Origin of the sequence: Actinoplanes sp. NPDC049599 (assembly GCF_044465625.1) — a bacterium.
GTDB lineage: Bacteria > Actinomycetota > Actinomycetes > Mycobacteriales > Micromonosporaceae > Actinoplanes.
On sequence record NZ_JBITLX010000026.1, the window covers coordinates 97435 to 123145 of the forward strand.

Sequence of the window (25711 nt, forward strand, 5' to 3'; positions counted from 1 at the left end):
CGGCGGCCATCCCCGGACGCGTTCGAGCAGCCTTCAGAACAGGCGGGTCAGCACGCCCGACTCGAGCAGGATGACCAGGCCGATGGTGATGAACACCAGCGGGACCAGCCAGTGGCCGTACCGCCGGACCAGGTTGATGATCCGCTGGTACGAGCCCAGCCAGGACGCCGCCGCGCACCAGACCGCGATCAGGACGGCGAAGACCAGCACGACAACCGCGCTGCCGCCGGCACCGAGCGTCCGGAACATCGGCGTGTAGACGGCGATGTTGTCGGCGCCGTTCGCGATCGTGACACCCGCGACGGCGAGCGCGTTGCCCGCCGCCACCGGCGCCTCGTCGTCCCCGCCGCCGCGCAACGTGCCGACCAGCCCGCGTACCCCCAGCGCGACCGGCACCAGGCCGAGCAGGCCGACCCACTCGTCGGGCACCAGGGCCAGCCCGAGCGCGGCCAGCCCGGAAACCGCGACGAGAACGGCGATGCCCGCGTACTGCCCCGCCCAGATCTGCCCCGGCCGGGGCCGTCCCGCAGCCCGCGCGGCCAGGAACAACACGGTCAGCACGATGATGTCGTCGACGTTGGTGCCCGCGAAGACACCCACCGCCACAAGCACGGTCCGCAGCAAGCTCTACCCCTGTTCCGGGCCCAGGACCGGCCGATCAAGATCACTGTTGTCGATCACCAGGTCGGCCCGCTGCCAGGGCCGGCAGGCGGCAAAATACAACTGCTGCCCCTGTACGTAGCGAGCCAGGCTCGGATGCCCGGGATCCGGCTGACTCCCGTCCCGCCCCGCCATCCGCGCCACGGTGACGGCGAACGGAGCGGTGAGAAAAATCGAGAAGTCGAAGCACCCGGCCAACTCATCCCGATGCAGAAAAAGCCCGTCCAGCACCAGCACCGCCCCGGCCGGCGCCACCACCCACGGCAGGTCAAGAACCGCATCGGTGCGAACATCATGCACGGCGCCGCGATACCGCCGATCACCGCCGGGCCCGAACGGCACAAGCACACTGGAAAGCAACGCCGGATAGTCATAGGAGTCGAGCCAGAACCCCTCCGGCGAAGCCCGCCCCCGCCGATGCCGAACGGCCCGCACATGATGAAACCCGTCAGCGGAAACCTGAACAACGGGCCGCCCCCGAGCCCGAAGCGCCGCGGCAAGCTCACCGGCAAAGGTGCTCTTCCCCACCCCGTCCACCCCGTCAACAGCAACCCGAGCCGCACCCGCCGGCACCATCCCGGCCACCTCAGCCAGCACCCGCTCCCGTCGACTCACCGAGGCAGTCTCACACGCCCACCCAAAGCCTGCGCCGCAACAGGCACGACGCCCCCAGCACCCCGCCCCGCGCACCCGGATCGGCAACACGCCGCCCCGCGCACCCCGATCGGCAACACGCCGCCCCGCGCACCCCGATCGGCAACGCACGGGCTCGTCGTTCTCGCGGCCGTGGCTCGTCGACAGCAGCCTGAACGCCGGCGAGATCCGCGGGCACATCACCCACCTCGACACCGTCGTCAGCCAGCGGATGGTCACCGGGGACTCGAGACCGGCATCGCTGTCGACCGCAGGCAGCGTCCCGCCGACGGCGACGAAGCGCCGCAACTGCCGACAGCCCGCAGTCGACCGAAACCTGGCCACCGAAAGGTGCCGACGCCGCGACAGCCCCCGCCCGCAGCGGCGTCTGCCCCGTCGTCGACCGCAGCGGCGACTGCGCGGTCGACCAGGTAATTCGCCCCGAGCGGCAAAGCGGGAGGCAAGGCAAGGCAAGGCGGGGTGAGACGAGGCGGGGTGAGGCGAGGCGAGGCGAGGCGGGGTGAGGCGAGGCGGGGCGGGGCGAGGCGAGGCGAGGCGGGGTGAGGCGGGGTGAGGCGGGGTGAGGCGGGGTGAGGCGAGGCGGGGTGAGGCGAGGCGGGGTGAGACGAGGCGGGGTAAGACGAGGCGGGGTGAGGTTGGGGAGGGGTGAGGCGAGGCGGGGCGAGGCGGGGTGAGGCGCGGTGAGGCGGGGCGAGGTGAGGCGAGGCGAGGTTGGGCAGGGTGAGGTGGGTTGAGGTGAGGTGAGTCGGGTGGGTGTGTGCTGGTGGGCGGACCGGGACGAAGGCCTGGCGGATGTTGTGGCGCGGTGGTCAGCTCCGCACCACAACGCGACAAGATTCGCGCGACGCGGGGTGCCGAGGTGGTGGGGCGCGGCGTAGCGAGGCGAGATAGGAGCGAGCGCCGTGTGCCGGGCCGAAGCGCGACGGCGTGTGGCGGGCGACCGCGACATGGCGGGGCGAGGCAGACAGGGCAGGTGCTGCGAGAGAAGACGTGGCGGGGCGGCGGTGGGTCGAGGCGAGACCGGCGGGGCGAGGCAGGCAGGGCGGTCACGGAGGTCGGCAGGTGAACCGGTCCACCCCGACTGGATGATGCATCCGGAAGGGAGACGTGGCGGGGCGAGGATGGCTCGAGGCACGACAGGCGGGGCGAGGATCGGGCGAGGCGCGCCGACCTGCGGCGGTGCGCCGGCGGTGCGCGGCGGTGCGCGGTGGTGCGCGGTGGTGCGCGGGGCGCGGGGCGCGGCGGTGCGCGGCGGGGCGCGGCGGGGCGCGGCGGGGCGCGGCGGGGCGGGGCGGGGCGGGGCGGGGCGGGCTCGGGGCGGCGGGCTCGGGGCGGCGAGCGCGGGAGAGGCGCAATGCGGTGAGGAGAAGCAGGGCGAGCGGATGGCGAAGTGTGGGCAGGTAAAGCAGCAAGGGTGACCACAACGGGCTTGGGGGCGGGGATGACCCACGCAGGGACCAAGCCTGACCGCCCGGAGTGGGTCATCCCCGCCCCCAAGCCCACCATGCAACCAGCGCAAGCAAAACGGACCATGCAACCACCCTGCGTTCGGCGGGAGCGACGGTCAGCACCATGCAACCAGGCACGACAAGGAAAGTGCTCTACTTCTTGCCGATCGCCTTGCGGTAGTCGTTGTTGAGGCGGCCGATCAGCGTCAGCGGAATCCCCTTAGGACAAACAGTGGTGCACTCACCCATGTTCGTGCACCCGCCGAAGCCCGCATCGTCCTGGGCCTGGAGCATGTCCACCACCCGGCTGGCGCGTTCCGGCTGGCCCTGCGGGAGCAGACCCAGATGGGCCACCTTCGCCGCCGTGAACAGCATTGACGAGCCGTTCGGGCAGGCTGCCACGCACGCGCCGCAGCCGATGCAGGTGGCCGCCTCGAACGCCGCGTCCGCGTCCGCCTTCGGGACCGGGGTCGCATGTGCGTCCGGGGCCGTGCCCGTCGGCGCGCTGATGTATCCGCCCGCCTGGATGATCGTGTCGAAGGCGCCGCGGTCCACGACCAGGTCCTTGACCACCGGGAATGCCGCCGCGCGCCACGGTTCGACGTTGATCGTCGCGCCGTCGGTGAAGTGTCGCATGTGGAGCTGGCAGGTCGTGGTGGCTCGCTCGGGGCCGTGCGCCACGCCGTTGATCATCATGCCGCACATGCCGCAGATGCCTTCGCGGCAGTCGTGGTCGAAGGCTACCGGGTCGTCGCCGTCGAGGATCAGTTTTTCGTTCAGGACGTCGAGCATCTCCAGGAACGAGGCGTCGGGGGAGATGTCCTTGACGTCGTAGGTGACCATTTTCCCCTTCGCGGACGGGCCCTGCTGGCGCCACACGCGTACCTGGATGTCCATTACTTGTAGCTCCGAGTGCTCGGGTGAACGTATGCGAAGTCGAGCTTTTCCTTGTGCAGCGTCGGGGTTTCGCCGAATTCCCAGGCGGCGACGTAGCTGAACTCGTCGTCGTTGCGCAGGGCCTCGCCGTCCGGGGTCTGGCTCTCGGCGCGGAAGTGGCCGCCGGCCGATTCGGCGCGGTGCAGCGCGTCGATGCACATCAGCTCGCCCAGTTCGAAGAAGTCGGCGACCCGGCCGGCCTTCTCCAGGTTCTGGTTCAGCTGCTCGCCGGTGCCCGGCACCTTCACCCTGGTCCAGAACTCGTCGCGCAGGCCGCGGATGAGGCCGATCGCCTTGGTCAGGCCCTCCTCGGTGCGTTCCATGCCGCAGTACTCCCACATGATGTGGCCGAGCTCGCGGTGGAAGGAGTCGACCGTGCGGTCGCCGTCGACGGCCAGCAGCTTCGCCAGCCGGTCGGACACCTGGGTGCGGGCCGCCACTACCGACGGGTGGTCCGGCGAGATCTTCTCGAACGGGCCGGAGGCGAGGTAGTTGTTCAGCGTGTTCGGCAGCACGAAGTAGCCGTCCGCCAGGCCTTGCATCAGCGCGGAGGCGCCGAGCCGGTTGGCGCCGTGGTCGGAGAAGTTGGCCTCGCCGATCACGAACAGGCCCGGGATGGTGGACTGCAGGTCGTAGTCGACCCAGAGGCCGCCCATCGTGTAGTGCACCGCCGGGTAGATGCGCATGGGCACCTCGTACGGGTCCTCGCCGGTGATGCGCTGGTACATCTCGAAGAGGTTGCCGTACTTGGCCTCGACGGCGGGGCGGCCCAGCCGGTCGATCGCGTCCGCGAAGTCCAGGTAGACGCCGAGGCCGCCGGGGCCGACGCCGCGGCCCTCGTCGCAGACGTTCTTGGCCGCGCGCGAGGCGATGTCGCGGGGGACCAGGTTGCCGAACGACGGGTAGATCCGCTCCAGGTAGTAGTCGCGTTCGTCCTCCGGGATGTCGCCCGGCTTACGGGAATCGCCATGAGCGCGCGGGACCCAGACCCGGCCGTCGTTGCGCAGCGACTCCGACATCAGGGTCAGCTTCGACTGGTGGGCGCCGGACTCCGGGATGCAGGTCGGGTGGATCTGGGTGTAGCAGGGGTTCGCGAACAGCGCGCCCTTGCGGTGCGCCCGCCAGCCCGCCGTGACGTTGCAGCCCTTGGCGTTGGTGGAGAGGAAGAAGACGTTGCCGTAGCCGCCGGAGGCCAGCACCACGGCGTCCGCCAGGTCGGTGGTGATCTCGCCGGTGACCAGGTCGCGGACCACGATGCCGCGGGCCTTGCCGTCCACCACGACCAGTTCCAGCATCTCGTGCCGGGCGAACATCTCGATGTTGCCGAGCCCGATCTGCCGTTCCATCGCCTGGTACGCGCCCAGCAGCAGCTGCTGACCCGTCTGGCCCCGCGCGTAGAACGTGCGGGACACCTGGGTGCCGCCGAACGAGCGGTTGTCGAGCAGGCCGCCGTACTCGCGGGCGAACGGGACGCCCTGCGCGACGCACTGGTCGATGATGTTCACGCTGACCTCGGCCAGCCGGTACACGTTGGACTCGCGGGCGCGGAAGTCGCCGCCCTTGACCGTGTCGTAGAACAGCCGGTAGACGGAGTCGCCGTCGTTGCGGTAGTTCTTCGCGGCGTTGATGCCGCCCTGCGCGGCGATCGAGTGCGCGCGCCGCGGGCTGTCCTGGTAGCAGTACGACCGGACCCGGTAGCCGGCCTCGGCCAGCGTCGCCGCCGCCGAGCCGCCGGCCAGGCCGGTGCCGACCACGATCACCGACAGCTTGCGGCGGTTGGCCGGGTTGACCAGCTTGGCGGAGAACTTGCGGCGCTCCCAGCGGGTCTCGATCGGGCCGTCGGGTGCGGCCCGGTCGGCGATGTCCTCGCCCTCGGTCCAGAACGACATGGTCAGTCCACCAATCCGGTGAGCACGGCGAACGGCACCGACAGGTAGCCGGCCACCAGGACGACGGAGAGCAGCAGGGCGGCGCCGCGGGCGATCCGCTCGCCGCGGGCGGTGCGCTGGCCCAGCGTGCGGACGGCGCTGAACAGCCCGTGCCGCAGGTGGAAGCCGACGGCCAGGATGGCCAGCGTGTAGAAGACCGTCACGTACCAGCGCGCGGGCGTGAAGTCGGCGGTCACGTTGGCGTACGGCTGCCCCGGCGCCCCGTTCGGGTTGAGCGTGCCGGTGGTCAGGTCGAGGATGTGGTAGATCACGAAGAGCAGGATGATCACGCCACCCCAGCGCATCGTGCGCGCCGCGTAGCTGCCCTGCACCTTGGGCCGGTGCACGTACCGCACGGGCCGGGCCTTGCGGGCGCGGCGGGCCAGGATGGTGGCCGCGACGATGTGCGCGACGACCGCGACGGTCAGCACGACACGCTGGATGTAGACGAACCAGGACTCGGGCAGCAACGGCGTGCCGATGGTCCGCAGCCACTCGCCGTAGTGGTCGAACGTCTCGGCGCCGAAGAAGATCTTGAGGTTGCCGATCATGTGGGCGTACAGGAAGCCGACGAGCAGCAGTCCGGTGAGCGCCATGAGGATCTTCAGGGCGAGCGAGGAGCGCGCGCCGCGGCGCGGCGGGAGAGCCGGCTTCTTGCGGGCCGGCGCGGCCGTCGCCCGCGGTGCTGGAGTACTGATGTCTACCGCCACGAAGTGAACGCTAAGAGCCTCTAGACGATTCGTCTAATGCATGATCGCCCGGGTGCTCATAGACGTAAGCTATCAAGATGCGGCTTCAGCAGCTCCGATACTTCGTGGCAGTGGCAGAAATCCGGCATTTCACCCAAGCGGCGGACTCGCTGAACGTCTCACAGCCGACTTTGAGTAAGCAGATTCACACCCTGGAGGAGGCGCTCGGCGCGCCGCTGTTCGAACGCGTCCGGGGCGCGGTCGCGCTCACCGCCGCGGGCGACACCCTGCTGCCGCTGGCCCGCCGGATGGTCGCCGACGCGGACGCCGCCCGTGACGCGGTGCAGGAGATCGTCGGGCTGCGCCGCGGCCGGGTCCGGGTCGGCGCCACCCCGAGCCTCTGCTCGTCGCTGGTGCCGACGGTGCTGCGCCGGTTCCGCGCCGAGCACCCGGACATCGAGCTGCACGTCAACGAGGGCAGCTCGCAGGACCTGATCACCGACCTGCTCGCCCGCGACCTGGACCTGGCGCTGATCGTCCACCCCGAACAGGGTGTCGACGCGTCCCTGCACACCGCCCCGGTGCTGCGGGAGAGCCTGGTCGTGGCGTCGGTCGCGGCCGGCCCGCCGCCGACGGCCAACCCGCAGCTCGCGCTGACCGAGCTGCGCGACACCCCGCTGGTGATGTTCCGGCCCGGCTACGACCTGCGCGACGTCACGCTGGAGGCGTGCCGGCGGGCGGGTTTCGTCCCGCGCTTCGCGGTCGAGGGCGGCGAGATGGACGCGGTGCTGGCGTTCGTCGAGGCCGGCCTGGGGGTGGCGCTGGTGCCGAGCATGGTGCTGGTGAACCGGCCGCTGCTGCGGGCGACGCCGCTGGCCCCGCCCGGGATGCGCCGCACGATCGCGCTGGCGCACCGGCGCCGGGCGGTGCTGCCGCACGCCGCGGAGGCGCTGCGGGTCACCCTGCTGGACCACATCGCCACCGGCGAGCTGCCGTTCGGCGTCCAGCCCCTCTAGAGAAACGCCGCGCGGTGGTCGTCGGCCCACTCGCCGAAGGTCCGGGCGGGCCGGCCGAGCAGCTCGGCGACGGTGGTCGAGGACGGACCCGGAGCCCGCGCGTAGTCGGCCAGCGAGCCGAGCAGGCGGTCCGGGATCTCTGCCGGCAGCCCGGCGGCGAGCATGCCCTGGCGCGCCTGCTCCGGCGTGATCTCGGCGAAGGCCGGCTCGCGGCCGGTGGCCCGGCCCAGCTCGCGGACCTTCTCGGCCTGGGTGAGCGGTTGCGGCCCGGTGAGCAGGTACGTCCGCCCGGCGTGCGCCGGATCCAGCAGCGCCCGCACGGCCACCGCGGCGACGTCCCGCTCGTCGACGGTCGAGGTCACCGCCCCCGGGTACGCGCCCCGCACGACTCCGCCCCGGCGCAGCTGTGGCGCCCAGGCCAGCGCGTTCGCGGCGTAGTCGGTGCTGCGCAGGATCGTCCACTCCAGGCCCGAACGCCGCGCCGCCGCCTCCGCCGCGGTGAACTCGGCGATGAAGCGCGGGTCGCCCACCGGATGTGACACCGTGGCCGCCGACAGCACCACCACCCGCTTCGCGCCCCGCTCGGCCGCCCAGGCCAGTCGCTCCGGAGTGGCTGCCCGGGGGCTGTAGAGAACGCCCTCCACGTGCGCGACCGTCCCCAGCGGAGTGGCCCTGGACAGCCCCACCGCCCGATCACCCAGCAGCCGCATCGCTTCCCGGCCCACGTTCCCCGTTGCCCCGGTGATCAGCATCATGGCGTACCCCTCTCGACGGCCATACGATATGAATCTCATAGTAAAGTATTTTGGAGTTCATACAATATGGCAGACGTAACATCTCGGCGGCGCCTGGTGGCCACCGTGAAGGAGTCGCTGCGGCTGGCGCGCAACCAGCTGTCGGTGTTCAGCCGGCAGGTCGGCACCCGGCTCGACCTCAAGGACGCCGACCTGGACTGCCTCGACCTGATCGACCGCGCGGGCCCGCTCGGCCCGACCGCCCTGGTCCGGCTCACCGGCCTGCACCCGGCCACCCTGACCGGCATCCTGGACCGGCTGGAACGCGGCGGCTGGATCGCCCGCGAGCGCGCCGAGAACGACCGCCGCGCGGTGCAGATCCGCGCGCTGCGGGACCGCCAGGGTGAGCTCTACGGGATGCTGGCCGGGATGAACCGCTCGATCGAGGAGATCTGCGCCGGCTACTCGGACGCGGACCTGGCGGTGGTGGCCGACTTCCTGCGCCGCACCACGGAGGCGGGCCGGGCGGCGGCCCAGGAGCTGCCGTAACGCCTCTTCAGTGGGCGTTCAGGAGCGGTACGGCTCGCCCAGGTGGTCCGCAACCTGGTCGACAACGCAGCCCGGCACGCCGACGCGACGGTGGCCGTCGGCGTTGAGCTGCCCGGGGACGACGACACCGCCGACGACGACGACACCGCCGACGGCTGATCAGGCCGGCCCGATCTCGTCGGCGACGATCTTCGCCGACAGCGTCACCATCGGCAGCCCGCCGCCCGGGTGGGTGGAGCCGCCGACCAGGAACAGCCCGGCCAGCGGACCACGGTTCGCCGGCCGGGTCAGGCCGCCCGCCGTACCGTAGATCGCCCCGCCCGGCGCGGCGGTCGCGTCCGCCAGGTCCGCCGGGGTCCGGGTCTCGGTGAACAGCAGCCGGTCCCGGACGTCCAGCCCGCGCGTGGCCAGCACGTCCAGGATGTGCCGCGCGTAGGCGTCGGCCAGACCGGGCCGGCGCCAGTCGACCGCGTCGAAGGCCGTGCCGTGCCGGGGCGCGTTCACCAGCACGAACCAGGCCTCGGTGCCGTCCGGGTGCACCGCGGGGTCCGCCGCGCGGGTCACGAAGACGGTCGGGTCCGACGGCGGGCGGGCCCGGCGGCCGGCGCCGGGGGAGCCGAAGACCGCGTTGAACTCCGCGTCGTAGTCGCGGGGGAAGAAGACCGTGTGGTGGGCCAGCTCCGGGGTCTGCCCGCGGACGCCGAGCAGCAGCACGAAGCCCGCCAGGCTGCGCGCGGCCAGCCCGCTCAGGCGCCCCGGCGCCGGCAGCAGGTCGCGGTAGACCGTGAGCGCGTCCACATTGGCCACCACCACGTCGGCCGGCACCTCGGCGCCGGAGCCCAGCCGGACCCCGGTCGCCCGGCCGCCGGCCGCGGTGATCGCCTCGACCGGCGACGACGTGACGACCCGCACGTCCAGCGACCGGCAGCGGTCGAGCAGCGCGGTCGCCAGCCCGCCCAGCCCGCCGGCCAGGTACCAGCCGCCGAAGGCCAGTTCCGCGTACGGGATCGCGGCCAGCGCCGCCGGCGCCCGGCGCGGATCGGCACCGGTGTAGGTCGCGTACCGGTCCAGCATCATCCGCAGCCGCGGGTCGCGCAGATACTGCCGGCCCAGCGAGCGCAGCGACCGCCAGGGCGCGATCGCGGCCAGGTCGCCGACCCGCCAGGAGAGCGCGGCCAGCGCCGCCGGGGTGACCTCGCGTTGCAGCACCGACCGCCACGAGGCCTGCCAGATCCGCTCGGCGCGCACCCAGAACCGCGCCCAGTCCGCGCCGGCGGCGGCCCCGAACGCGGCCTCGATACGGGCCCGGAACACCGCCGGATCGGCCGCGGAGTCCAGCACCGTGCCGTCCGGGAAGCGGTGCCGCACCACCGGGTCCAGCGCCACCGGGGCCAGGTCGAGGCCGAGGTCGGCGAAGACCTGCGGCAGCGTGAGCAGGCTCGGGCCGGTGTCGAAGCGGAAGCCGTCGCGCTCGTAGCAGGCCAGCTTGCCGCCGACGGTCGCCGCGCGCTCGTGCACGGTCACCCGGTGCCCCGCGGCGGCCAGCCGGGCGGCGGCGGCCAGGCCACCCACCCCGGCGCCGATCACGATCACGCGGCTCATACCGGCCGCCCCCGCCAGGCGAGCCGGCCCCGCCGGCGCAGCGCGAACGACCGCACCACCAGCGCGGCGAACAGCAGGATCGACACCGGCTGGGCCAGCGCGTCCGGCCAGGCGCGTCCGCCGGTCGCCCGGGCGGAGACCACCCGGCCTGCCACCCCCATGAGGTACGCCGCCAGCGCCCACCCGGCCGGCCCGAGCATCCCGGCGCCCACCAGGACCAGGGCGGCCACCGGCGGCACCACGTACAGCAGCACCAGCAGGCCGACCACGGCGGCCGCGCCGGCCGGCGACCCGAACGACGCCCACAGCGACTTGGCGTAGCCGTCGCGCAGCTCGGCCCACGAGGTGTACATCAGGCAGTCGGCCAGCGCCGAACCGTCGGCGAGCGCGATCCGGCCGCCGGCCCGCTTGACCGCCCGGGCCAGGCCGATGTCCTCGAGCACGTCGTCCCGGACGGCCGCGTGCCCGCTGGCCCGTTCGTAGCCCGCCCGGTCCAGCACCAGCCACTGGCCGCCGGCCGCGGCCAGCGCCGGGCGCGGCGACCGTTCCATCGCGCGGACCGGCAGGAACGTCAGCCACGACCACTGCAACAGCGGCTGCACGAGCCGCCCGGCCCCGACGATCCGGGGGTACGGCGACAGCAGCTCCACCCCGGCCGACCGGAGCAGCTCGACGCCGCCGGCGACCGCGCCCGGGGCCAGCACCACATCGGCGTCCACGAAGACCAGTACGTCCACGTCGCCCGCCGCGGATGCGAGTTGCGCGCACGCGTGCGGTTTGCCGAGCCAGCCGTCGGCCAGGGGCGCGCCGGTCAGCAGCCGCACCTTGTCACCGGCGACCGTCCGCACCACCTCCGCGGTGCCGTCGGCCGAACCGTCGTCGAGCACCAGGATGTCCAGGTGCGGCACGCCGGACTGGCCCAGCAGGGCCGTCAGGCAGGGGGTCACCCGCGCGGCCTCGTCACGCAGCGGCAGCAGCACGGCGACACGCTCGGTGGTCGTCGCCGTGGCGCGCGGGCGGCGCAGCAGCGCGGCGTTGACCACGGTGTGCCCGGTCAGCGCGACCAGCGGCAGCACCAGCAACAACAGCAGCCACGTCATGCAGTGCCTGCCTCTGGCGTGCCCTTCCGGCCCTCGCCGGCGAACGCCGGGCGAGGCTCGGTGCAGGCGGTCATGCCGGGACCGGCCGGCGGCTGCGCCGCAGCGCCAGCGGCAGCACGACGGCGCCCATCAGCACGCCGCCCCACGCCGCCGACGCGGGCAGGCCGAGGAAGACCGCATGGGCGAGCACCGAGGAAGCGTACGTCCACCACCAGAGCGCGAGCATCGGCGCGTCACCCGGCAGGACCACGGCGGCGCGGGACCCGGTGGCGGCGGCGAGCCCGGCCATCAGCACGGCCGCGAAGCCCAGCCAGCCCAGGTAGTTGCCGACCGGGATGCCGGGCACGCCGGGCAGCGCGGGCGTCGGGGAGTCCCAGGTCCAGTAGCCCTCGGCGACCATCTGCGGATCGAGGAACAGGTCCCACGCGGCCAGCCCGGCCGCGGCCAGGGCGATCCGGGCCGCCGTGGACCGGGCCAGCCGCAGCGCCGCCAGCCAGGCCGGCCAGGCCATCCAGGTCCAGGCCAGCGGGATGATCAGCGGCACCCCGAGCAGCTTCGGGCCGAGCTGGCCGGAGTAGTCGTAGGTGCCGAACGGGAAGCCGGTGGCCACCCCGACCGCCTCCACGGCGAAGCCACCCAGGGTGGCGGTGGCGACCAGCGCGGCGGCCGTCCGGGCACCGCGGGTGAGCAGCGCGTGCGACACCGACAGCAGGTAGCCGAGCACGACGGTGCCCACGGTCAGCGCGGCGCGCAGCCCGCCGCCGGTCAGCGGATAGCAGATCTGGGTCAGCACCAGGACGCCCAGCAGCGCCCACGGCAGTACGCGCGCCACCGTCAGATGCCGACGATCCCGGGCGCGTCCTCGGTCGCCGGGCGTCCCGCCAGCGGCAGGTCGCGGCCGAGGATCGCGAACGCCCGCTCGTCGCCGGGGAAGATGAAGTCGCGCAGCACGTCGACGAAGCCGAACCGCCGGTACAGCCGCCAGGCCCGGGACTTCTGCTCGTCGGCCTCCGGGGTGGAGAGCAGCACGGTCGAGCCGTCGGCCATCGACAGCAGTGCGCGCAGCTGCCGGGCGCCGATCCCGTGCCCCTGGGCGCTGGGCTTGACGTGCAGCTCGACGACCTCGAAGCAGTCGCCCAGCCAGCGCCGCCGGCCGGCCTCGTCGAGGGTGGTGCGGACCTGGTCGTGCCACCACTGGCCGGGCCCGGAGGTGTAGCCGTAGCCGAAGCCCGCGAGGTGGCCGTCGGTGGTGAGGGTGGCGACGGCCCGGAAGCCGGCCCGGCGCACGTGGGCGCCGATGTAGCCACGCCGGGTCTGCAGCAGCTCGGCGCGGTAGCCCATCGCCTCGCCGTACACGCTGACCACGTCGTCCAGCCGCCGGAGCATGTCGTCCGGCTGCCAGGGAACGAGCCTCATCGCTCTCCTTCTCGCCAAGCCAAGTCCCGCCAGCCCAGCACGGCCTTGTCACCGCTGATCCCGCGCACCGCGAACCGGGCGAAGAGCTCCTCGGCGTACCACCGGGCGGCCGGCGTGCGCGCGACCACCGCACGGTGTTCCGGCTGACGGTACGCGAACGTGGTCAGGTCCGTCTCGCGGCGCCAGACGGTGACCGTGCCCTGCCAGCCGACCGGCGCCTCACCGACGCCGAAACGGGCCAGCAGCCCCGGCGCCGCGGCCAGCTCCCGGGCCACCGGCGGCACGGCCCGCCAGAACGTCAGCGCCCGCGCCGGCCGCAACCGGGCCCGGGTCAGCGCGAGCACCGGGGCGTCGGTGCGCCCGCCGGACGGCGCGCCGAACGGGGTCTGCCCGGACCAGCTGCCGCGGCTGGTCAGCGGGGTCAGCTCGACCCGGGCCGAGCCCAGCGCCAGCGCGTCCCAGGCGGCGCCGACCCGCCCCAGCTCCCCGCCGGCCGGGTCGTCCCAGGCCACCACGGCGGCGTACCGGGTCAGATCGGCGTCGCCGGGCCCGAAACCGGTCCCGGTGCCGGTGCCGAGCAGCTTGCCGAACCGCACGCCGGGCAGCGCCCGCAGCCGCCGCCGGTCCCGTGCCATCCGCAGCAGCGCGCCGCCCAGGGCCCGCCGCGGCACCCGCCACACATGCAGCGTGACCAGCGGCGGGACCTCGGTCGTCGGGACCACGTCAGGCCACGTCGGCCGGGGTGCCGCCGGTGACCCGCAGCAGCTCGGCGTAGGTGATCGGGAAGACCGTCCGGGGTACGCCGCCGGCCGCCCAGATCTCCGGATACCCGGCGAGGGCGGTGTCGACCAGGGTGCGTACCGGCTTGGGGTGCCCGAGCGGGGCGACCCCGCCGATCGCCTGCCCGGTGTGCGCGCGGACGAACTCGGGCTTGGCCCGGCCCAGCTTCGCCACCCCGAGCGCGGCGGCGACCTTGCCGGTGTCGACCCGGTGCGCGCCGGAGGTGAGCACGAGCAGCGGCTCGCCGTCCGCGTCGAAGATCAGCGAGTTGGCGATCCGGCCCACCTCGACGCCCAGCGCGGCGGCGGCCGCGGCGGCGGTGTGCACGCCCTCGTCGAAGACCACCATCCGCGGCGCGGTGCCGTCGGCGGTGCGGGCGTCGGCGTTCTCGAGGGCGGCCTGCACGGCCAGCACGTTGGGATGGTTCTCCATGCCGCCATTGTGCCCGGCGATCCGCACCAGCCGAACCGCTCCTGGCGCAGGTGGGCGGAGGGGACCCCGCACCGCCGTCACGAGCAGCAGGCTCAGGCCGGCGGCGAGCCGCGCGCCCGGCGCCCACCAGCGCAGGCCCGCGGTAGGTGCTATCCGACGGCCGCGGCGCTGGTCTCCCACAGCCGGGCGGCGATGGCGGGATCGGCGGCCAGCTTGTCCGGCCGGGCCACCTTGCGGCCGACGTAGTAGGCCCCGTTGCTGACCTCCGCGGTGCTCAGCCAGGTCAGCAGGTCACCCGCCTGCTCGGGCGTGGTCAGGAACGGCGCGAACCGGTAGAAGAAGCGGGTCGCCCCGCCCACGCCGAAGTTGCTGCGCACCACACCCGGGTGGAACGACACCGAGGTGATCTCCGGCCAGCGCCGGGCCGCCTCCGCGGCGAACAGGATGTTGGCGGCCTTGCTCGCCCCGTAGGCACGCCACGAGCTGTAGCTGTCGGCCGAGCCGACCAGGTCGTCCGGGTCGAGCTTGGCGCGCTGGTGCGCCCGCGACGCGGTGTTCACCACCCGGCCGCCGTGCAGCGCCCCGCGCAGCAGGTTGGTGAGCAGGAACGGCGCCAGGTGGTTGCCCTGGATGGTGGCCTCGAAGCCGTCCACGGTGCGGACGTAGGACTCCACCATGCCGCCGGCGTTGTTCGCCAGGACGTCGATCTTCGGGTACTGCGCCAGCAGCTTGGCGGCCAGCTCGCGGACCTGGTCGAGCTCGGCGAAGTCGGCGCGGAACTCGTCCGGCTCGGGCCCGGTGGCGGCGGCCCGGACGGTGGCCATGGCGGCGCCCAGCCGGCGCGGATCGCGGCCCACCACGACCACCTGCTCACCCTGGGCGGCGAGTTGCCGGGCGGCGGCCAGTCCGACACCCGAGCTGGCCCCGGTGATGACGATCGTGCGTGCCATGTGTCGCTCCTCGTATCGGGTGGCAGTCGTGCTCATCCTGGCATCCGGCGCCCTGGATGTCCGGACGGTACTGCGGCGCGCTGCCCGGTTTGGCGCGGCCTGGGCGGGAATTCCCGGTGGTCCGGCATACCCGCCTTGACCAGCCAGTCCTTCCCCGCCGCGGGGTCCGGGCGAAGGTGATCTCCCGTCGTGCCCGACGCCCCGCGCAGGTGTTGCGTTTTTGTCGTACCCGGGGTGTAGTCTCATTCGTAGTTAGAACGAGTGTTCGATTGGTTCGAACTCCTGTGCCAGGGAAACACTCGGGCTGACCACCCGGGAGTCGCGTTCGCGGCGGGGCTCCCGGATGCGGCGCCCGCGAAGTGCCGCATGCAAGGTCCGGGCATTCGCGGGTCCGGACCGGCACAAAGGCAGGACCGTCGTCCGCTGTTCTCGACCCCCGAGCGGCGGGCGACGGACCCGCCGGCCAGTCCGGCCGGGTGTGGTGTGGGGAAGCTTCACACCCGGCCGGCTGCCACACCGCTGTGCTCTTCCTCCGCAGCGGATCGGTTCGACCAGCACGTCGGATGCGACACACGCGAGGAGACGACCATGGTGAGCAACCCGGCCCACCCGGTGCCCACTCTCAGACAGCCGGGCGCCTACCCGATCCCGGGTCAGGCGACGAGTCCCGGCCCTCTGGCACACGCACCCACGGCGGCGGCCCAGGCTGCCCCCACGGTCCCGGCCAACCTGCTGCCGAACCGCACCCCGGCCCAGCTGCTCGCCATCGCCCGCCAAGGCCTGGCGGAAGCATCCCGCACCGGCCCGGACGGCCTGCGCTACGCGGCGGCCCACCTCGCGGCCCTACGCGCGGCCGCGGCGGTCCTCGCAGCCCGCGCCCGACCGGCCGCGCCGACGAAACGCAGCCGGGTGACGAGCGCCTGGTCCCTGCTGGCCCTGGTGGCACCGGAGTTCAGCGACTGGGCCGGCTACTTCGCCCTGGGCGCGACCAAGCGGGCGGCGGCCGAAGCGGGCATACCGCGCGTGGTCACCCCCCGCGAGGCCGACGATCTGCTGCGCGCGGCGGAGCATTTTGTCGCTCTGGTCGAATCAGCGCTGGGCGTGGCCTATCAGCCGACCCTCGAGGCCGCCTAGCGCCGGCCGACCTCTACGGCTGACCTCTGGCCGACCTCTCCGGCCGCCGGCTGGCCGCCGCTGTCGCGACCCCGGCCTTCGGATGACTCGGCTGAGCTGTTCGCGCGGCTCGGCTGCGCCCGCGGAACCATGCGGTCATGGCCGCTTCCGTGGACCGGCCACTCCGGATAGCGACCCCTCCGGGGTGGCTGATCTTTGGTCGGCGACCGCTCCCGTTTGACGGCCGCTTCAGGGGCCCGCTTCGGGTGGCGGTTTCGGGGTGGCAGCTCCAGGCAGCGGCTTCGGGTGGCGGCTTCGGGTGGCGGCTTCGGGCGGCAGTTCCGGGTGGCGGCTTCGGGCGGTGGCTTCGGGCGGTGGCTTCGGGCGGTGGCTTCGGGCGGCAGTTCCGGGTGGTGGCTTCGGGGTGGCGGTTCCGGGTGGCGGTTCCGGGTGGCGGTTCCGGGTGGCGGTTCCGGGTGGCGGTTCCGGGTGGCGGCTTCGGGCAGCGGCTTCGGGCGGCGGTTCCGGGTGGCGGTTCCGGGTGGCGGCTTCGGGTGGCGGTTCGGGTGGTGGCTTCGGGCGGTGGCTTCCGGGGTTGCTTCGGGTGCGTCGTTCGAGTGGTCGTTCGATTGCTCCGAAGTGGTGGTGCTTCTGATTGCTGCCGGGGCGGGGATCTGGCTGTGGCCCAGAGGGCGGCGTGCGGTTCTCGCACCTCTTTTGCGGCGGCCCGGACCCCTTCCGAGTCGTCGGGAGCACCGGCGATCCGTGACCATAAAGATCAAGTTCTATACGTGTACCAGCGGGGCGGGGAAATGGCCGGGCGCATGATCAACGGTGCTGCGGCCCTTGCTGAGCTGATCCGGCCGGCCCGGGACACCGGGGAGTTCGGCACTCAGCGGGCGCTGCCGGTGCTGCCCGCGCTGAGCAGCCTGCTCCCGCATCGTGGCCTGCGTCGCGGCAGCACCGTCGCGATCGGCATCACCCCCGGACCCGCCGTTCATCAGGATGCGCTGCCGTCCGCCGGTCCTCGCGATCTTGGTGAGTTCGGGCGCGGAGCGCGCCCTGATTCGCCAAGATCGGTGCCCGGCGCGGGTGCCACGGCGGTCGGGAGCGGGAGCACCTCTCTGCTGCTGGGGCTTCTTGCCGCCGCGTCCTCCGCCGGTTCCTGGTGCGCCGTGGTCGGCGTCCCCACGCTCGGTGCTCTCGCCGCGGCGGAGAGCGGGATCGCCCTGGACCGGCTCGCGCTGGTGCCCAACCCCGGTCCCGAATGGCCCACCGTGGTCGCCGCGCTCATCGACGGTGTCGACGTGGTCGTGATCGCCGTGCCGGGGCAGGTGGCCGCGTCCATCGCCGGCCGGCTGGCCGCCCGCGCCCGGCAGCGCGGATGCGTGCTCGTGCCCTACGGCCGATGGGACGGCGCAGATGTGACGCTGCAGGTCACCCAGGGCCGCTGGGAGGGGCTCGGCACCGGCCACGGCCGCCTGCGCCGGCGCAAGGTCACCGTGGTCGCCCGCGGCCGGGGCACGGCGGCCCGGCCCAAGGAGATCACCATGTGGATGCCGGGCCTCGCCGCCGCGCCACCCCGCAACCCGGCACCCGACACCGCCGGGCCGCCGCACGATCTGACACCCGGCTCACCCGAGTCGCCGCGCGACCCCGCGCCGAGCACCCTCGAGCGGTCACGTTTCCGACCCGTCGCGGTGCCCCCGCCGGCATCTGCCACCACCGCCGAGGAACCGACTCCGGTGGGTGCAGGGCCGCTCGCCGCCGTCCCGTCGCGGGGGCTTGCCGCCTCCGACAACGAGGGGCCAGCTTCCACGAATGCCGGGTCGCTCGCTGTTGTTCGGTCGTGCGGGCTTGGTGCCGCCGATGACGAAGAGCCAGCATCGGCGACTTCCGGGCTGCTCGCCGGTGGTCCGTCAGGCGGGTTGGGTGGTTCGGGCTCGGTGGGTGCCGGGCCGCTCGTCGCCGTCCCGTCGCGAGGGTTTGCCGCCCACGACAACGAGGGGCCGGTTTCCGCGAATGCCGGATCGCTCGCTGCTGTTGGTGAGCCGCTTGCCTCGGTCACGCCGATCATGTCCGCGGGTTCCGCTTCGGAGCGCTCCGGGGAAGCACCGCCGGCGGGGGCCGGGCCGGCGCCGGTTGCGATCGCCCCGGACGTCGCGGCGGCAGCGTCCGGACGGCCCACCGAAGCGGGGTGCGCGTGAGTGGCGGCGTGCGGACCTTGTTGCTCTGGTGTCCGGACTGGCCGGTTATCGCCGCGGAGATCGTGGATGGGGTGACCGCTTCCGGTCCTGTTGCCGTGCTGCACGGGAACCGGGTGCTGGCCTGTTCGGAGGCTGCCCGGGCCGATGGGGTGCGGCGGGGGTTGCGCCGGCGGGAGGCGCAGAGCCGGTGTCCGCAGCTGGTTGTGGTCGATCATGATCCGGGGCGGGATGCGCGGGCTTTTGAGCCGGTGGTGGCCGCCGTTGAGGAGGTTGCGGTCGGGGTCGAGGTGATCCGGCCGGGGGCTTGTGCGCTTGCCGCGCGGGGGCCGGCCCGGTACTTCGGGGGTGAGGAGCTTGCCGCCGAGCGGATCGTCGAGCAGGTTGCGCAGGCCTGTGCCGTGGAGAGTCAGGTCGGGATCGCCGAGGGGGTTTTCGCCGCCGGGTTGGCTGCGCGGGCCGGGACGATTGTTGCTGCCGGGCGTACCCGGGAGTTTCTCGCCGCCGTGCCGGTCGAGGCGCTGGAGCGGCCCGAGCTGGCCGACCTGCTCCGGCGGTTGGGGGTCAAGAGCCTCGGTGGCTTCGCCGCGCTGCCCGCTTCCGACGTGCTCACCCGGTTCGGGTTCGACGGGGCGCTGGCGCACCGGCTCGCCGGTGGGCTCGACCATCGGCCGCTGGCGGTCCGGCAGCCGCCGCCCGATCTGGATGTCAGTGACACCTACGACGAGCCGCTGGAACGGGTCGACGTCGCCGCGTTCGCCGGGCGGGTGCTGGCCGAGCGGCTGCACGATCGGCTGGCCGCGTACGGGCTGGCCTGCACCCGGCTGGGCATCGAGGCGGTCACCGCCGACGGGCAGGAACTGCACCGGGTGTGGCGGCACGAGGGCCTGCTCACGGCCGCGGCCATCGCCGAACGCGTACGGTGGCAGCTCGACGGCTGGCTCACCGGGGCCCTCCGGGGCGCACCGAACCGGCCCACCGCCGGCCTGGTCCGGCTGCGGCTCGTCCCCGACGGCGTGCTGGTCCACCTCGGATTGCAGCCCGGCCTCTGGGGCGACACCGGCGCCGAACGCGAGCGTGCCCACCGTGCCCTGAGCCGGATCCAGGGTCTGCTCGGGCCGGAGGCGGTGCTGACGGCCGTGCTCGGCGGCGGGCGGTCGGCCGACGATCAGGTGCGGCTGGTCCCGTGGGGTGACGAGCGGGTGCCGGCCCGCCCCGCCGGGGAGCCGGTCGCTCCGCTGCCGGCGGTGGTTGCCCTGACCGACGTCCCGGCCGCGGGCCCGCTGCCCGTGGCGGGGAAGAAGCCACCCGCCGAAAAAGGAACGGGCAAGGGCAGGAAGGAGCCGAAGGTGCCGTCCTGGCCCGGTCGGCTGCCGCGGCCCGCGCCTGCCCTGGTCCTGCCGCAGGCCCTGCCCGCGGTGGTGCTCGACGCCGACCGGGCGCCCGTCGGGGTCAGCGCCCGGCTCGAGCTCACCGGCGATCCCGCCTTCCTGCTCGTCGGCGCCGGCGGGCCCGTGGAGATCACCGGGTGGGCCGGGCCCTGGCCGGTCGACGAACGCTGGTGGGCGCCCGCCGAGGCCCGCCGCCGGGCGCGGTTCCAGGTCGTCCTCGACGACGGCCGGGCGTTGCTGCTCTCCCTGGTCTCCGGGCACTGGGCGATCGAGGCCATCTATGACTAGGACGGGGTGACGCGGTGGGTTTCCACAATCCACGGATGCCGTGGTCCACGCTGGAGGGCACGCTCACCGGCCGGCAGCACCTGCGTGTCGTCGACCCGCTCGCCGTCGACGGTGACGGCGGGGATTCCCCCGCCTGGAGCCGCAAGCGGCAGCCCTATCAGGCGCCGGCCCTGGTGCGGGCACCCTCCCGGGACCGGTACGCCGAACTGCACTGTCACACCAACTTCAGCTTCCTGGACGGCGCCAGCCACCCCGAGGAGCTCGCCGAGGAGGCGGCCCGGTTGGGGCTCACCGGGCTCGCCGTCACCGACCACGACGGGTTCTACGGGGTGGTCCGGTTCTCGCAGGCCGCCCGGGAGCTGGGGCTGCCCACGATCTTCGGCGCCGAGCTGTCGCTGGACCTGACCAGGCCGCAGAACGGCGAGGCCGACCCCGAGGGCCGGCACCTGCTCGCCCTCGCGCACGGGCCCGAGGGGTACGCCCGGCTGGCCCGGACGATCTCCCGCGGTCAGCTCGACGGCGCGGAGAAGGGCAAACCCGCGTACGGCGACCTGGAGGACGTCGCCGCGGTCCTGCGTGACCACGTGCTGGTGCTGACCGGTTGCCGCAAGGGCAGCGTGCCCCGGGCCCTGGCGACCGACGGGGTGGACGCCGCCGCGTACGAGCTGGACCGGCTGGTGGCGCTCTTCGGCCGCAGCAACGTCGTGGTGGAGCTGACCGCGCACGGCGACCCGTACGACGACGACCGCAACGACGCCCTGTCCGAGCTGGCCGGCAGCCGCCGCCTCGAGGTCGTCGCCACCAACAACGTGCACTACGCGACCCCCGCCCGGCGCCGGCTGGCCACCGCGCTGGCGGCCGTACGGGCGCGGCGCAGCCTGGACGACATGGACGGCTGGCTGCCCGCCGCCGGCACCGCCCACCTGCGCAGCGCCGCCGAGATGGGCCGGCGCTTCGCCGCGTACCCGGGTGCGGTGGCGAACGCCGCGATGTTCGGTGACGATCTCGCCTTTGATCTCAACCTGGTCGCGCCGCGGCTGCCGGACTTCGACATCCCGGAGGCCGGGCACACCGAGATGAGCTGGCTGCGGGAGCTGACCATGCGCGGGGCCCGGGACCGGTACGGGCCGCCGCAGGCGCATCCCAAGGCGTACGCGCAGATCGAGCACGAGCTGAAGATGATCGAGGAGCTGAACTTCCCCGGCTACTTCCTGGTGGTCTACGACATCGTCAACTTCTGCCGCGAGTCGGACATCTACTGCCAGGGCCGGGGCTCGGCCGCCAACTCCGCGGTCTGTTACGCGCTGCGCATCACCAACGTCGACGCCGTCGCGTACGACCTGCTGTTCGAGCGGTTCCTGGCGCCGGAGCGGGACGGGCCGCCGGACATCGACGTCGACATCGAGTCCGACCGCCGCGAGGAGGTCATCCAGTACGTCTACCGCCGGTACGGCCGGGAGCACACGGCACAGGTCGCCAACGTGATCTCGTATCGCCCGCGGTCCGCCGTACGGGACATGGCCAAGGCTTTTGGTTTCTCGCCCGGGCAGCAGGACGCGTGGAGCAAGCAGATCGACCGGTGGGGCAGTGTCGCGGCGATCGACAACGAGGGCGTCCCCGAGCAGGTGGTCGCGTTCGCCAACGAGGTGCAGAACTTCCCACGGCACCTGGGCATCCACTCCGGCGGCATGGTCATCTGCGACCGGCCGATCATCGAGGTGTGCCCGGTGGAGTGGGGGCGGATGCCGGGGCGCACCGTGCTGCAGTGGGACAAGGACGACTGCGCGGCGATCGAGCTGGTCAAGTTCGACCTGCTGGGGCTGGGGATGCTGTCGGCGCTGCACTACGCGTACGACATGATCTCCTCCGACCTGGACATCGGCACCATGCGGCTGGACGATCCCGAGGTCTACGCGATGCTCTGCCGCGCCGACTCCGTCGGGGTGTTCCAGGTGGAGAGCCGCGCGCAGATGGCGACGCTGCCCCGGCTCAAGCCGGACAAATTCTACGATCTGGTCGTGGAGGTAGCCCTGATCCGGCCCGGGCCGATCCAGGGCGGGTCCGTGCATCCTTATATAAGGCGAAAAAACGGGCTTGAGGAACCGACCGTCCCTCATCCCTTGATGGCTAACGCCCTGGCCAAAACACTCGGCGTGCCGCTGTTTCAAGAGCAGTTGATGCAACTCGCTATCGACGTCGCGGGGTTCGACCCCACCGAGGCCGATCAGCTGCGGCGCGCGATGGGATCCAAGCGCTCGGTGGAGAAGATGGAACGGATCAAGGCCCGGCTGTACGAGGGCATGGCCGAGCGCGGCATCACCGGCGACCTGGCCGACGAGCTGTTCGTGAAGCTGTCCGCGTTCGCCAACTACGGCTTCCCGGAGAGCCACGCGATGAGCTTCGCGTACCTGGTCTATGCCAGCTCCTGGCTCAAGCGGTACCACCCGGCGGCGTTCTGCGCGGCCCTGCTCAACGCCCAGCCGATGGGCTTCTACTCGCCGCAGTCGCTGGTCGACGACGCCCGCCGGCACGGTGTTGAGGTGCGCCGGCCGGACATCAACCGCAGCGACGCCGCCGCGGTCCTGGAGTCGACCCCGCAGACCCGCTGGGGCAGCGAGGCCGGGGAGCCGCCGCACGCCTGGGGGCTCGGCGGCCCGGCCGTGCGGATGGGGCTGCGCAGCGTCCGTACCGTCGGTGACGACCTGGCCCAGGTCATCGAGGACGAGCGTCGCGCGCGCGGGCCGTACCGGGATCTCGCGGATCTCGCGCGCCGGACCGGATGCTCGACCGCCCACCTGGAGGCCCTCGCGACCGCCGACGCCTTCGCGGGTTTCGGGCTCTCGCGGCGCGAGGCGCTGTGGGCGGCGGGCGCCGCCGCCCAGGACAAACCGGACCGCCTGCCCGGTACGGTCACCGGCACCACCGCGCCCACGCTGCCCGGCATGGCCGAGGTGGACAAGCTCGTCGCGGACGTCTGGGCGACCGGGCTGTCCCCGGACTCGCACCCCGCCCAGTTCATCCGGGCCGAGCTGGAGCGGGCCGGCGCGCTGCCGATCGCGCGGCTGGGCCGGGTGGAGGCCGGCACCCGGATCCGGGCCGGCGGCATCGTCACCCACCGGCAGCGGCCGGCGACGGCGGGCGGGGTCACGTTCATCAACCTGGAGGACGAGACCGGGATGCTCAACGTGACCTGCTCGCCGGGGCTGTGGCAGCGCTACCGGCGGGTGGCCCGGACCAGCGCGGCGCTGATCGTGCGGGGGCGGCTGGAGAAGTCCGAGGGGGTGCTCAACCTGGTGGCGGACCGGCTGGAGGCGGTCACCCCGCCGATCAGCCCGGCCTCCCGGGACTTCCGCTGAACGGACACTATATTTCCGTTCTGCGCGTCTTGCTCCTTTTGTGGGGTAAACCAGATGCGCAGCGGAAAAGGAGATCGTCATGATCCGTGCCCTCGCCGCCACGGCCGCCGCCACCCTGCTGCTGACGGCGGACCCGGCCGGCGCGGCTGCGCCGCGGCGGAGCGACCTTACCGTGAGCTACCTGGCGGACGCCGGCTACGCGGCCGCCGTCACGCTGCGCTGCGACCCGGCCGGCGGCGCCCACCCCAAGAAGGTCAAGGCCTGCCGGGCGCTCGCCCGGGTCGGCGGTGACCCGGCCCGGCTGCGGCCCGCCGCGCGGATGTGCACGATGGAGTACGCGCCGATCACCGCCCAGGTCAAGGGCACCTGGCGGGGCCGCAAGGTGGACTGGTCGCACCGGTACGGCAACGCCTGCGACATGCACCGGACGACCGGGGTGCTCACGGCCTTCTGAGCAGCGCCTCCGCCGGTCGACGAACGCCCGTTCCAGCTGTCCCGCCGTCCCGGGCAACGATCATGGAAAGAGTGGCCCGCACACTCCAGCGCCCCCGCCCGGCGCGCGGCCGATACGCTGCCCAGGTGGACACCGCATCGACGCGAACACCCCGCCCGCCCGTCACCGTGCGCACCGCCGCCGTCTGGGCGGTGCTGCGCCGCGAGCTCGAACGCAGTGCCGGGCGCGAGCTGACCGTGCTGGACGTGGGCGGCGGGACGGGTGGGTTCGCCGTGCCGCTGGCCGAGGCCGGGCACACCGTCACCGTCGTGGACGCCAGCCCGGACGCGCTCGCCGCGCTGACCCGGCGCGCCGCCGACGCGGGCGTGGCCGACCGGGTGCGCGCGGTCCAGGGTGACGGCGACGCCCTGGCCGGCCTGGTCGCGCCGGGCAGCGCCGACCTGATCCTCTGCCACTCGGTGCTGGAGGTCGTCGACGACCCGGCCGAGGTGGTCGCCGCGATCGGCGCCGCGCTGCGCCCCGGCGGGGCGGTCAGCCTGCTGGTCGCCGGCCGGGCCGCAGCCGTGCTGGGCCGCGCGGTCAACGGCCACCTAGCCGCGGCCGCCGCGCTGCTCGGCGACGACGAGGGCCGCGCCGGCAGCCGGGACACCCTGCGCCGGCGGTACGACGCGGAGACCGCGTCCGCGCTGCTGGTCGCGGCGGGCCTCACCGTCGAGGAGATCCACGGCGTACGCGTGCTGGCCGACCTGGTGCCGGCCGCCGTGGTGGAGGCCGACCCGCAGGCGATGCTCGAGCTGGAACTGGCGCTGTCCGCCCGGCCGCCGTTCCGCGACATCGCCTCCCAGCTGCACCTCTTCGCGCGGCGCCCGTGAACGATCAGCTACCGCCGGAGGCGTTCACGCCGGTGGCGCCGGCCTACGGGAGCGCCAGCCTGGCCGATCTGCTGCCCAGCGTCAGCGCGGTGCTCGGCGTGCCCGGCGCGGTGGACGTGCTGGGCCTGGGCGCCGAGCTGGCCGGCGTGGACCGGATCGCGGTGCTGCTGGTGGACGGGCTGGGCACGTACCAGATCCCGCTCGTCGCGGCCCTGGCCCCGATCCTGGGCGAGCTGCCCACCCGGGCCCTGACCTCGGGTTTTCCCTCCACCACCCCGGTCAGCCTGGTGACCCTCGGCACCGGCGCGCTGCCCGGCGCGCACGGCGTGCTCGGCTTCACGCTGCGCAAGCCCGACGGCGGCATCCTCAACCACATCCAGTGGAAGGGCGACCCTGATCCGGCCGACTGGCAGCCGCTGCTGACCCGCTTCGAGACGGCCGCCGCCGCGGGCGTGAACGTCACCCAGGTGACCCGGCCCGAGTTCGAGGGGACCGGCCTGACCGTGGCCGCGAACCGGGGCGCCGCGTTCAGCGGCGGCCCCGACCCGCTGACCCTCTCCACCCGGATGCTCGAGGCGCTGTCCCGCCCCGGCCTGGTCTACGGCTACCACCCGGACCTCGATCATCAGGGGCACGCCGCCGGGGTCGGCTCGCCGCCCTGGCAGGAGGCCGCGGTTGAGGTCGGCCGGCTCGTCACCCGGCTGGTGGAGGGGCTGCCCGCCGGCGCCGCGCTGCTGGTCACCGCCGACCACGGTCAGCTCAACGTGCCGCTCGAGGGGCGTTTCGACCTCGGTACCGACCCGGTCCTGGCGGCCGGGATCGTCGCCGTCTCCGGCGAACCCCGGGTCCGCTACCTGTACGTCGAGGACGGGTCCCGCGACGACGTGATCGCCGCGTGGCGCGGGGTGCTGGGCGACGCGGCCTGGGTGCTCACCCGCGAGGAGGCGATCGCCGGCGGCTGGTACGGGCCGGTGCCGCCGGCGCACCTGGGCCGGCTGGGCGACGTGGTGGTGATCTGCCAGCAGCGGGCCGTGGTGGTGGCCAGCGGCTGGGAACCGCCGGCGGTGGGCCGGTTGGTCGGGTACCACGGGTCGGTGACCGCGGCCGAGATGACCGTGCCCCTGGTGATCGCCCGCTGA

Annotated in this window: 21 protein-coding genes and 1 pseudogene; 9 read left to right on the forward strand and 13 right to left on the reverse strand. The window is 73.5% G+C overall.

The window, feature by feature from the left end; all coding sequences use genetic code 11:
- Positions 1-33: 33 nt before the first annotated feature.
- The 5 genes from ACIBQZ_RS33690 to ACIBQZ_RS33710 all read right to left on the reverse strand — a co-directional run bounded on the left by ACIBQZ_RS33690 (position 34) and on the right by ACIBQZ_RS33710 (position 6234).
- Positions 34-624 carry a cadmium resistance transporter gene (locus tag ACIBQZ_RS33690; protein ID WP_396092876.1) on the reverse strand — a complete coding sequence of 197 codons (591 nt, stop codon included), beginning with the start codon at positions 622-624 and terminating at the stop codon, positions 34-36.
- 3 nt (positions 625-627) lie between these two features.
- Positions 628-1275: a uridine kinase gene (locus tag ACIBQZ_RS33695; protein WP_396092877.1), complete on the reverse strand. Its 648-nt coding sequence runs from the start codon at positions 1273-1275 to the stop codon at positions 628-630.
- Positions 1276-2915: 1640 nt separating this feature from the next.
- A complete protein-coding gene (locus ACIBQZ_RS33700) occupies positions 2916-3659 on the reverse strand; it encodes a succinate dehydrogenase/fumarate reductase iron-sulfur subunit (RefSeq protein ID WP_396092878.1) in 744 nt (247 codons plus the stop codon).
- Positions 3659-5587, reverse strand: a complete 1929-nt coding sequence (locus ACIBQZ_RS33705; protein ID WP_396092879.1) for a fumarate reductase/succinate dehydrogenase flavoprotein subunit — start codon at positions 5585-5587, stop codon at positions 3659-3661. Before ACIBQZ_RS33705 ends, ACIBQZ_RS33700 begins: the two co-directional genes overlap by 1 nt.
- A gap of 2 nt (positions 5588-5589) precedes the next feature.
- Positions 5590-6234, reverse strand: coding sequence for a succinate dehydrogenase cytochrome b subunit (locus ACIBQZ_RS33710; protein WP_396092907.1), 645 nt, complete (start codon positions 6232-6234; stop codon positions 5590-5592).
- A 173-nt stretch (positions 6235-6407) separates the two neighbouring features.
- Between ACIBQZ_RS33710 and ACIBQZ_RS33715 the strand changes: the two genes are divergently transcribed.
- Positions 6408-7331 (forward strand): LysR family transcriptional regulator, encoded by a 924-nt coding sequence (locus ACIBQZ_RS33715; RefSeq protein ID WP_396092908.1) that lies wholly within the window; start codon positions 6408-6410, stop codon positions 7329-7331.
- Here ACIBQZ_RS33715 and ACIBQZ_RS33720 read toward each other — a convergent pair.
- Complete coding sequence (locus ACIBQZ_RS33720; protein ID WP_396092880.1) at positions 7328-8086, reverse strand: NAD(P)H-binding protein; 759 nt, start codon at positions 8084-8086, stop codon at positions 7328-7330. The two genes, ACIBQZ_RS33715 and ACIBQZ_RS33720, sit on opposite strands and share 4 nt — an antisense overlap.
- A 66-nt stretch (positions 8087-8152) precedes the next feature.
- On the opposite strand from ACIBQZ_RS33720, the gene ACIBQZ_RS33725 reads away from it, so the two are divergent.
- Entirely contained in the window at positions 8153-8614 is a 462-nt protein-coding gene (locus tag ACIBQZ_RS33725) for a MarR family transcriptional regulator (protein WP_396092881.1), read from the forward strand.
- A gap of 159 nt (positions 8615-8773) precedes the next feature.
- Here ACIBQZ_RS33725 and ACIBQZ_RS33730 read toward each other — a convergent pair whose 3' ends face one another.
- The 7 genes from ACIBQZ_RS33730 to ACIBQZ_RS33760 form a co-directional block, all read right to left on the reverse strand.
- Positions 8774-10216 (reverse strand): phytoene desaturase family protein, encoded by a 1443-nt coding sequence (locus tag ACIBQZ_RS33730; RefSeq protein ID WP_396092882.1) that lies wholly within the window; start codon positions 10214-10216, stop codon positions 8774-8776.
- Entirely contained in the window at positions 10213-11316 is a 1104-nt protein-coding gene (locus ACIBQZ_RS33735; protein ID WP_396092883.1) for a glycosyltransferase, read from the reverse strand. Before ACIBQZ_RS33735 ends, ACIBQZ_RS33730 begins: the two co-directional genes overlap by 4 nt.
- A gap of 70 nt (positions 11317-11386) precedes the next feature.
- Positions 11387-12148 carry a carotenoid biosynthesis protein gene (locus tag ACIBQZ_RS33740; RefSeq protein ID WP_396092884.1) on the reverse strand — a complete coding sequence of 254 codons (762 nt, stop codon included), beginning with the start codon at positions 12146-12148 and terminating at the stop codon, positions 11387-11389.
- Between the two features lie 2 nt (positions 12149-12150).
- Entirely contained in the window at positions 12151-12732 is a 582-nt protein-coding gene (locus ACIBQZ_RS33745) for a GNAT family N-acetyltransferase (protein ID WP_396092885.1), read from the reverse strand.
- Positions 12729-13454 (reverse strand): monooxygenase, encoded by a 726-nt coding sequence (locus ACIBQZ_RS33750; RefSeq protein WP_396092886.1) that lies wholly within the window; start codon positions 13452-13454, stop codon positions 12729-12731. The genes ACIBQZ_RS33745 and ACIBQZ_RS33750 overlap by 4 nt, the downstream gene beginning before the upstream one ends.
- A 1-nt stretch (position 13455) precedes the next feature.
- Positions 13456-13944 (reverse strand): YbaK/EbsC family protein, encoded by a 489-nt coding sequence (locus tag ACIBQZ_RS33755; RefSeq protein ID WP_396092887.1) that lies wholly within the window; start codon positions 13942-13944, stop codon positions 13456-13458.
- Positions 13945-14093: 149 nt separating this feature from the next.
- Positions 14094-14894 carry an SDR family NAD(P)-dependent oxidoreductase gene (locus tag ACIBQZ_RS33760; protein WP_396092888.1) on the reverse strand — a complete coding sequence of 267 codons (801 nt, stop codon included), beginning with the start codon at positions 14892-14894 and terminating at the stop codon, positions 14094-14096.
- Between the two features lie 588 nt (positions 14895-15482).
- Between ACIBQZ_RS33760 and ACIBQZ_RS33765 the strand changes: the two genes are divergently transcribed.
- The 7 genes and pseudogenes from ACIBQZ_RS33765 (at position 15483) to ACIBQZ_RS33795 (ending at position 25711) form a co-directional block, all read left to right on the forward strand.
- Complete coding sequence (locus ACIBQZ_RS33765) at positions 15483-16028, forward strand: SAV_6107 family HEPN domain-containing protein (protein WP_396092889.1); 546 nt, start codon at positions 15483-15485, stop codon at positions 16026-16028.
- Positions 16029-16819: 791 nt separating this feature from the next.
- Positions 16820-17572, forward strand: a pseudogene (locus ACIBQZ_RS33770) (hypothetical protein); the annotation flags it as partial.
- Between the two features lie 638 nt (positions 17573-18210).
- A complete protein-coding gene (locus ACIBQZ_RS33775; RefSeq protein ID WP_396092909.1) occupies positions 18211-19890 on the forward strand; it encodes a DNA polymerase Y family protein in 1680 nt (559 codons plus the stop codon).
- A 14-nt stretch (positions 19891-19904) separates the two neighbouring features.
- Complete coding sequence (locus tag ACIBQZ_RS33780; RefSeq protein ID WP_396092890.1) at positions 19905-23246, forward strand: error-prone DNA polymerase; 3342 nt, start codon at positions 19905-19907, stop codon at positions 23244-23246.
- A 79-nt stretch (positions 23247-23325) separates the two neighbouring features.
- On the forward strand, positions 23326-23700 hold the full coding sequence (locus tag ACIBQZ_RS33785) for an SSI family serine proteinase inhibitor (protein ID WP_396092891.1): 375 nt from the start codon (positions 23326-23328) through the stop codon (positions 23698-23700).
- A gap of 125 nt (positions 23701-23825) precedes the next feature.
- Positions 23826-24572, forward strand: a complete 747-nt coding sequence (locus ACIBQZ_RS33790) for a methyltransferase (RefSeq protein ID WP_396092892.1) — start codon at positions 23826-23828, stop codon at positions 24570-24572.
- The gene (locus tag ACIBQZ_RS33795) at positions 24569-25711 is read left to right on the forward strand and encodes an alkaline phosphatase family protein (protein ID WP_396092893.1); all 1143 of its coding nucleotides are present in this window, start codon (positions 24569-24571) and stop codon (positions 25709-25711) included. The genes ACIBQZ_RS33790 and ACIBQZ_RS33795 overlap by 4 nt, the downstream gene beginning before the upstream one ends.

Bases quoted from the DNA above. Each gene is read 5' to 3' on its own strand.
- ACIBQZ_RS33730 (WP_396092882.1), bottom strand. From the start codon at position 10,216: ATGAGCCGCGTGATCGTGATCGGCGCCGGGGTGGGTGGCCTGGCCGCC.
- ACIBQZ_RS33755 (WP_396092887.1), bottom strand. From the start codon at position 13,944: ATGGAGAACCATCCCAACGTGCTGGCCGTGCAGGCCGCCCTCGAGAAC.
- ACIBQZ_RS33700 (WP_396092878.1), bottom strand. From the start codon at position 3,659: ATGGACATCCAGGTACGCGTGTGGCGCCAGCAGGGCCCGTCCGCGAAG.
- ACIBQZ_RS33735 (WP_396092883.1), bottom strand. From the start codon at position 11,316: ATGACGTGGCTGCTGTTGTTGCTGGTGCTGCCGCTGGTCGCGCTGACC.
- ACIBQZ_RS33785 (WP_396092891.1), top strand. From the start codon at position 23,326: ATGATCCGTGCCCTCGCCGCCACGGCCGCCGCCACCCTGCTGCTGACG.
- ACIBQZ_RS33725 (WP_396092881.1), top strand. From the start codon at position 8,153: ATGGCAGACGTAACATCTCGGCGGCGCCTGGTGGCCACCGTGAAGGAG.
- ACIBQZ_RS33765 (WP_396092889.1), top strand. From the start codon at position 15,483: ATGGTGAGCAACCCGGCCCACCCGGTGCCCACTCTCAGACAGCCGGGC.
- ACIBQZ_RS33745 (WP_396092885.1), bottom strand. From the start codon at position 12,732: ATGAGGCTCGTTCCCTGGCAGCCGGACGACATGCTCCGGCGGCTGGAC.
- ACIBQZ_RS33760 (WP_396092888.1), bottom strand. From the start codon at position 14,894: ATGGCACGCACGATCGTCATCACCGGGGCCAGCTCGGGTGTCGGACTG.
- ACIBQZ_RS33720 (WP_396092880.1), bottom strand. From the start codon at position 8,086: ATGATGCTGATCACCGGGGCAACGGGGAACGTGGGCCGGGAAGCGATG.
- ACIBQZ_RS33705 (WP_396092879.1), bottom strand. From the start codon at position 5,587: ATGTCGTTCTGGACCGAGGGCGAGGACATCGCCGACCGGGCCGCACCC.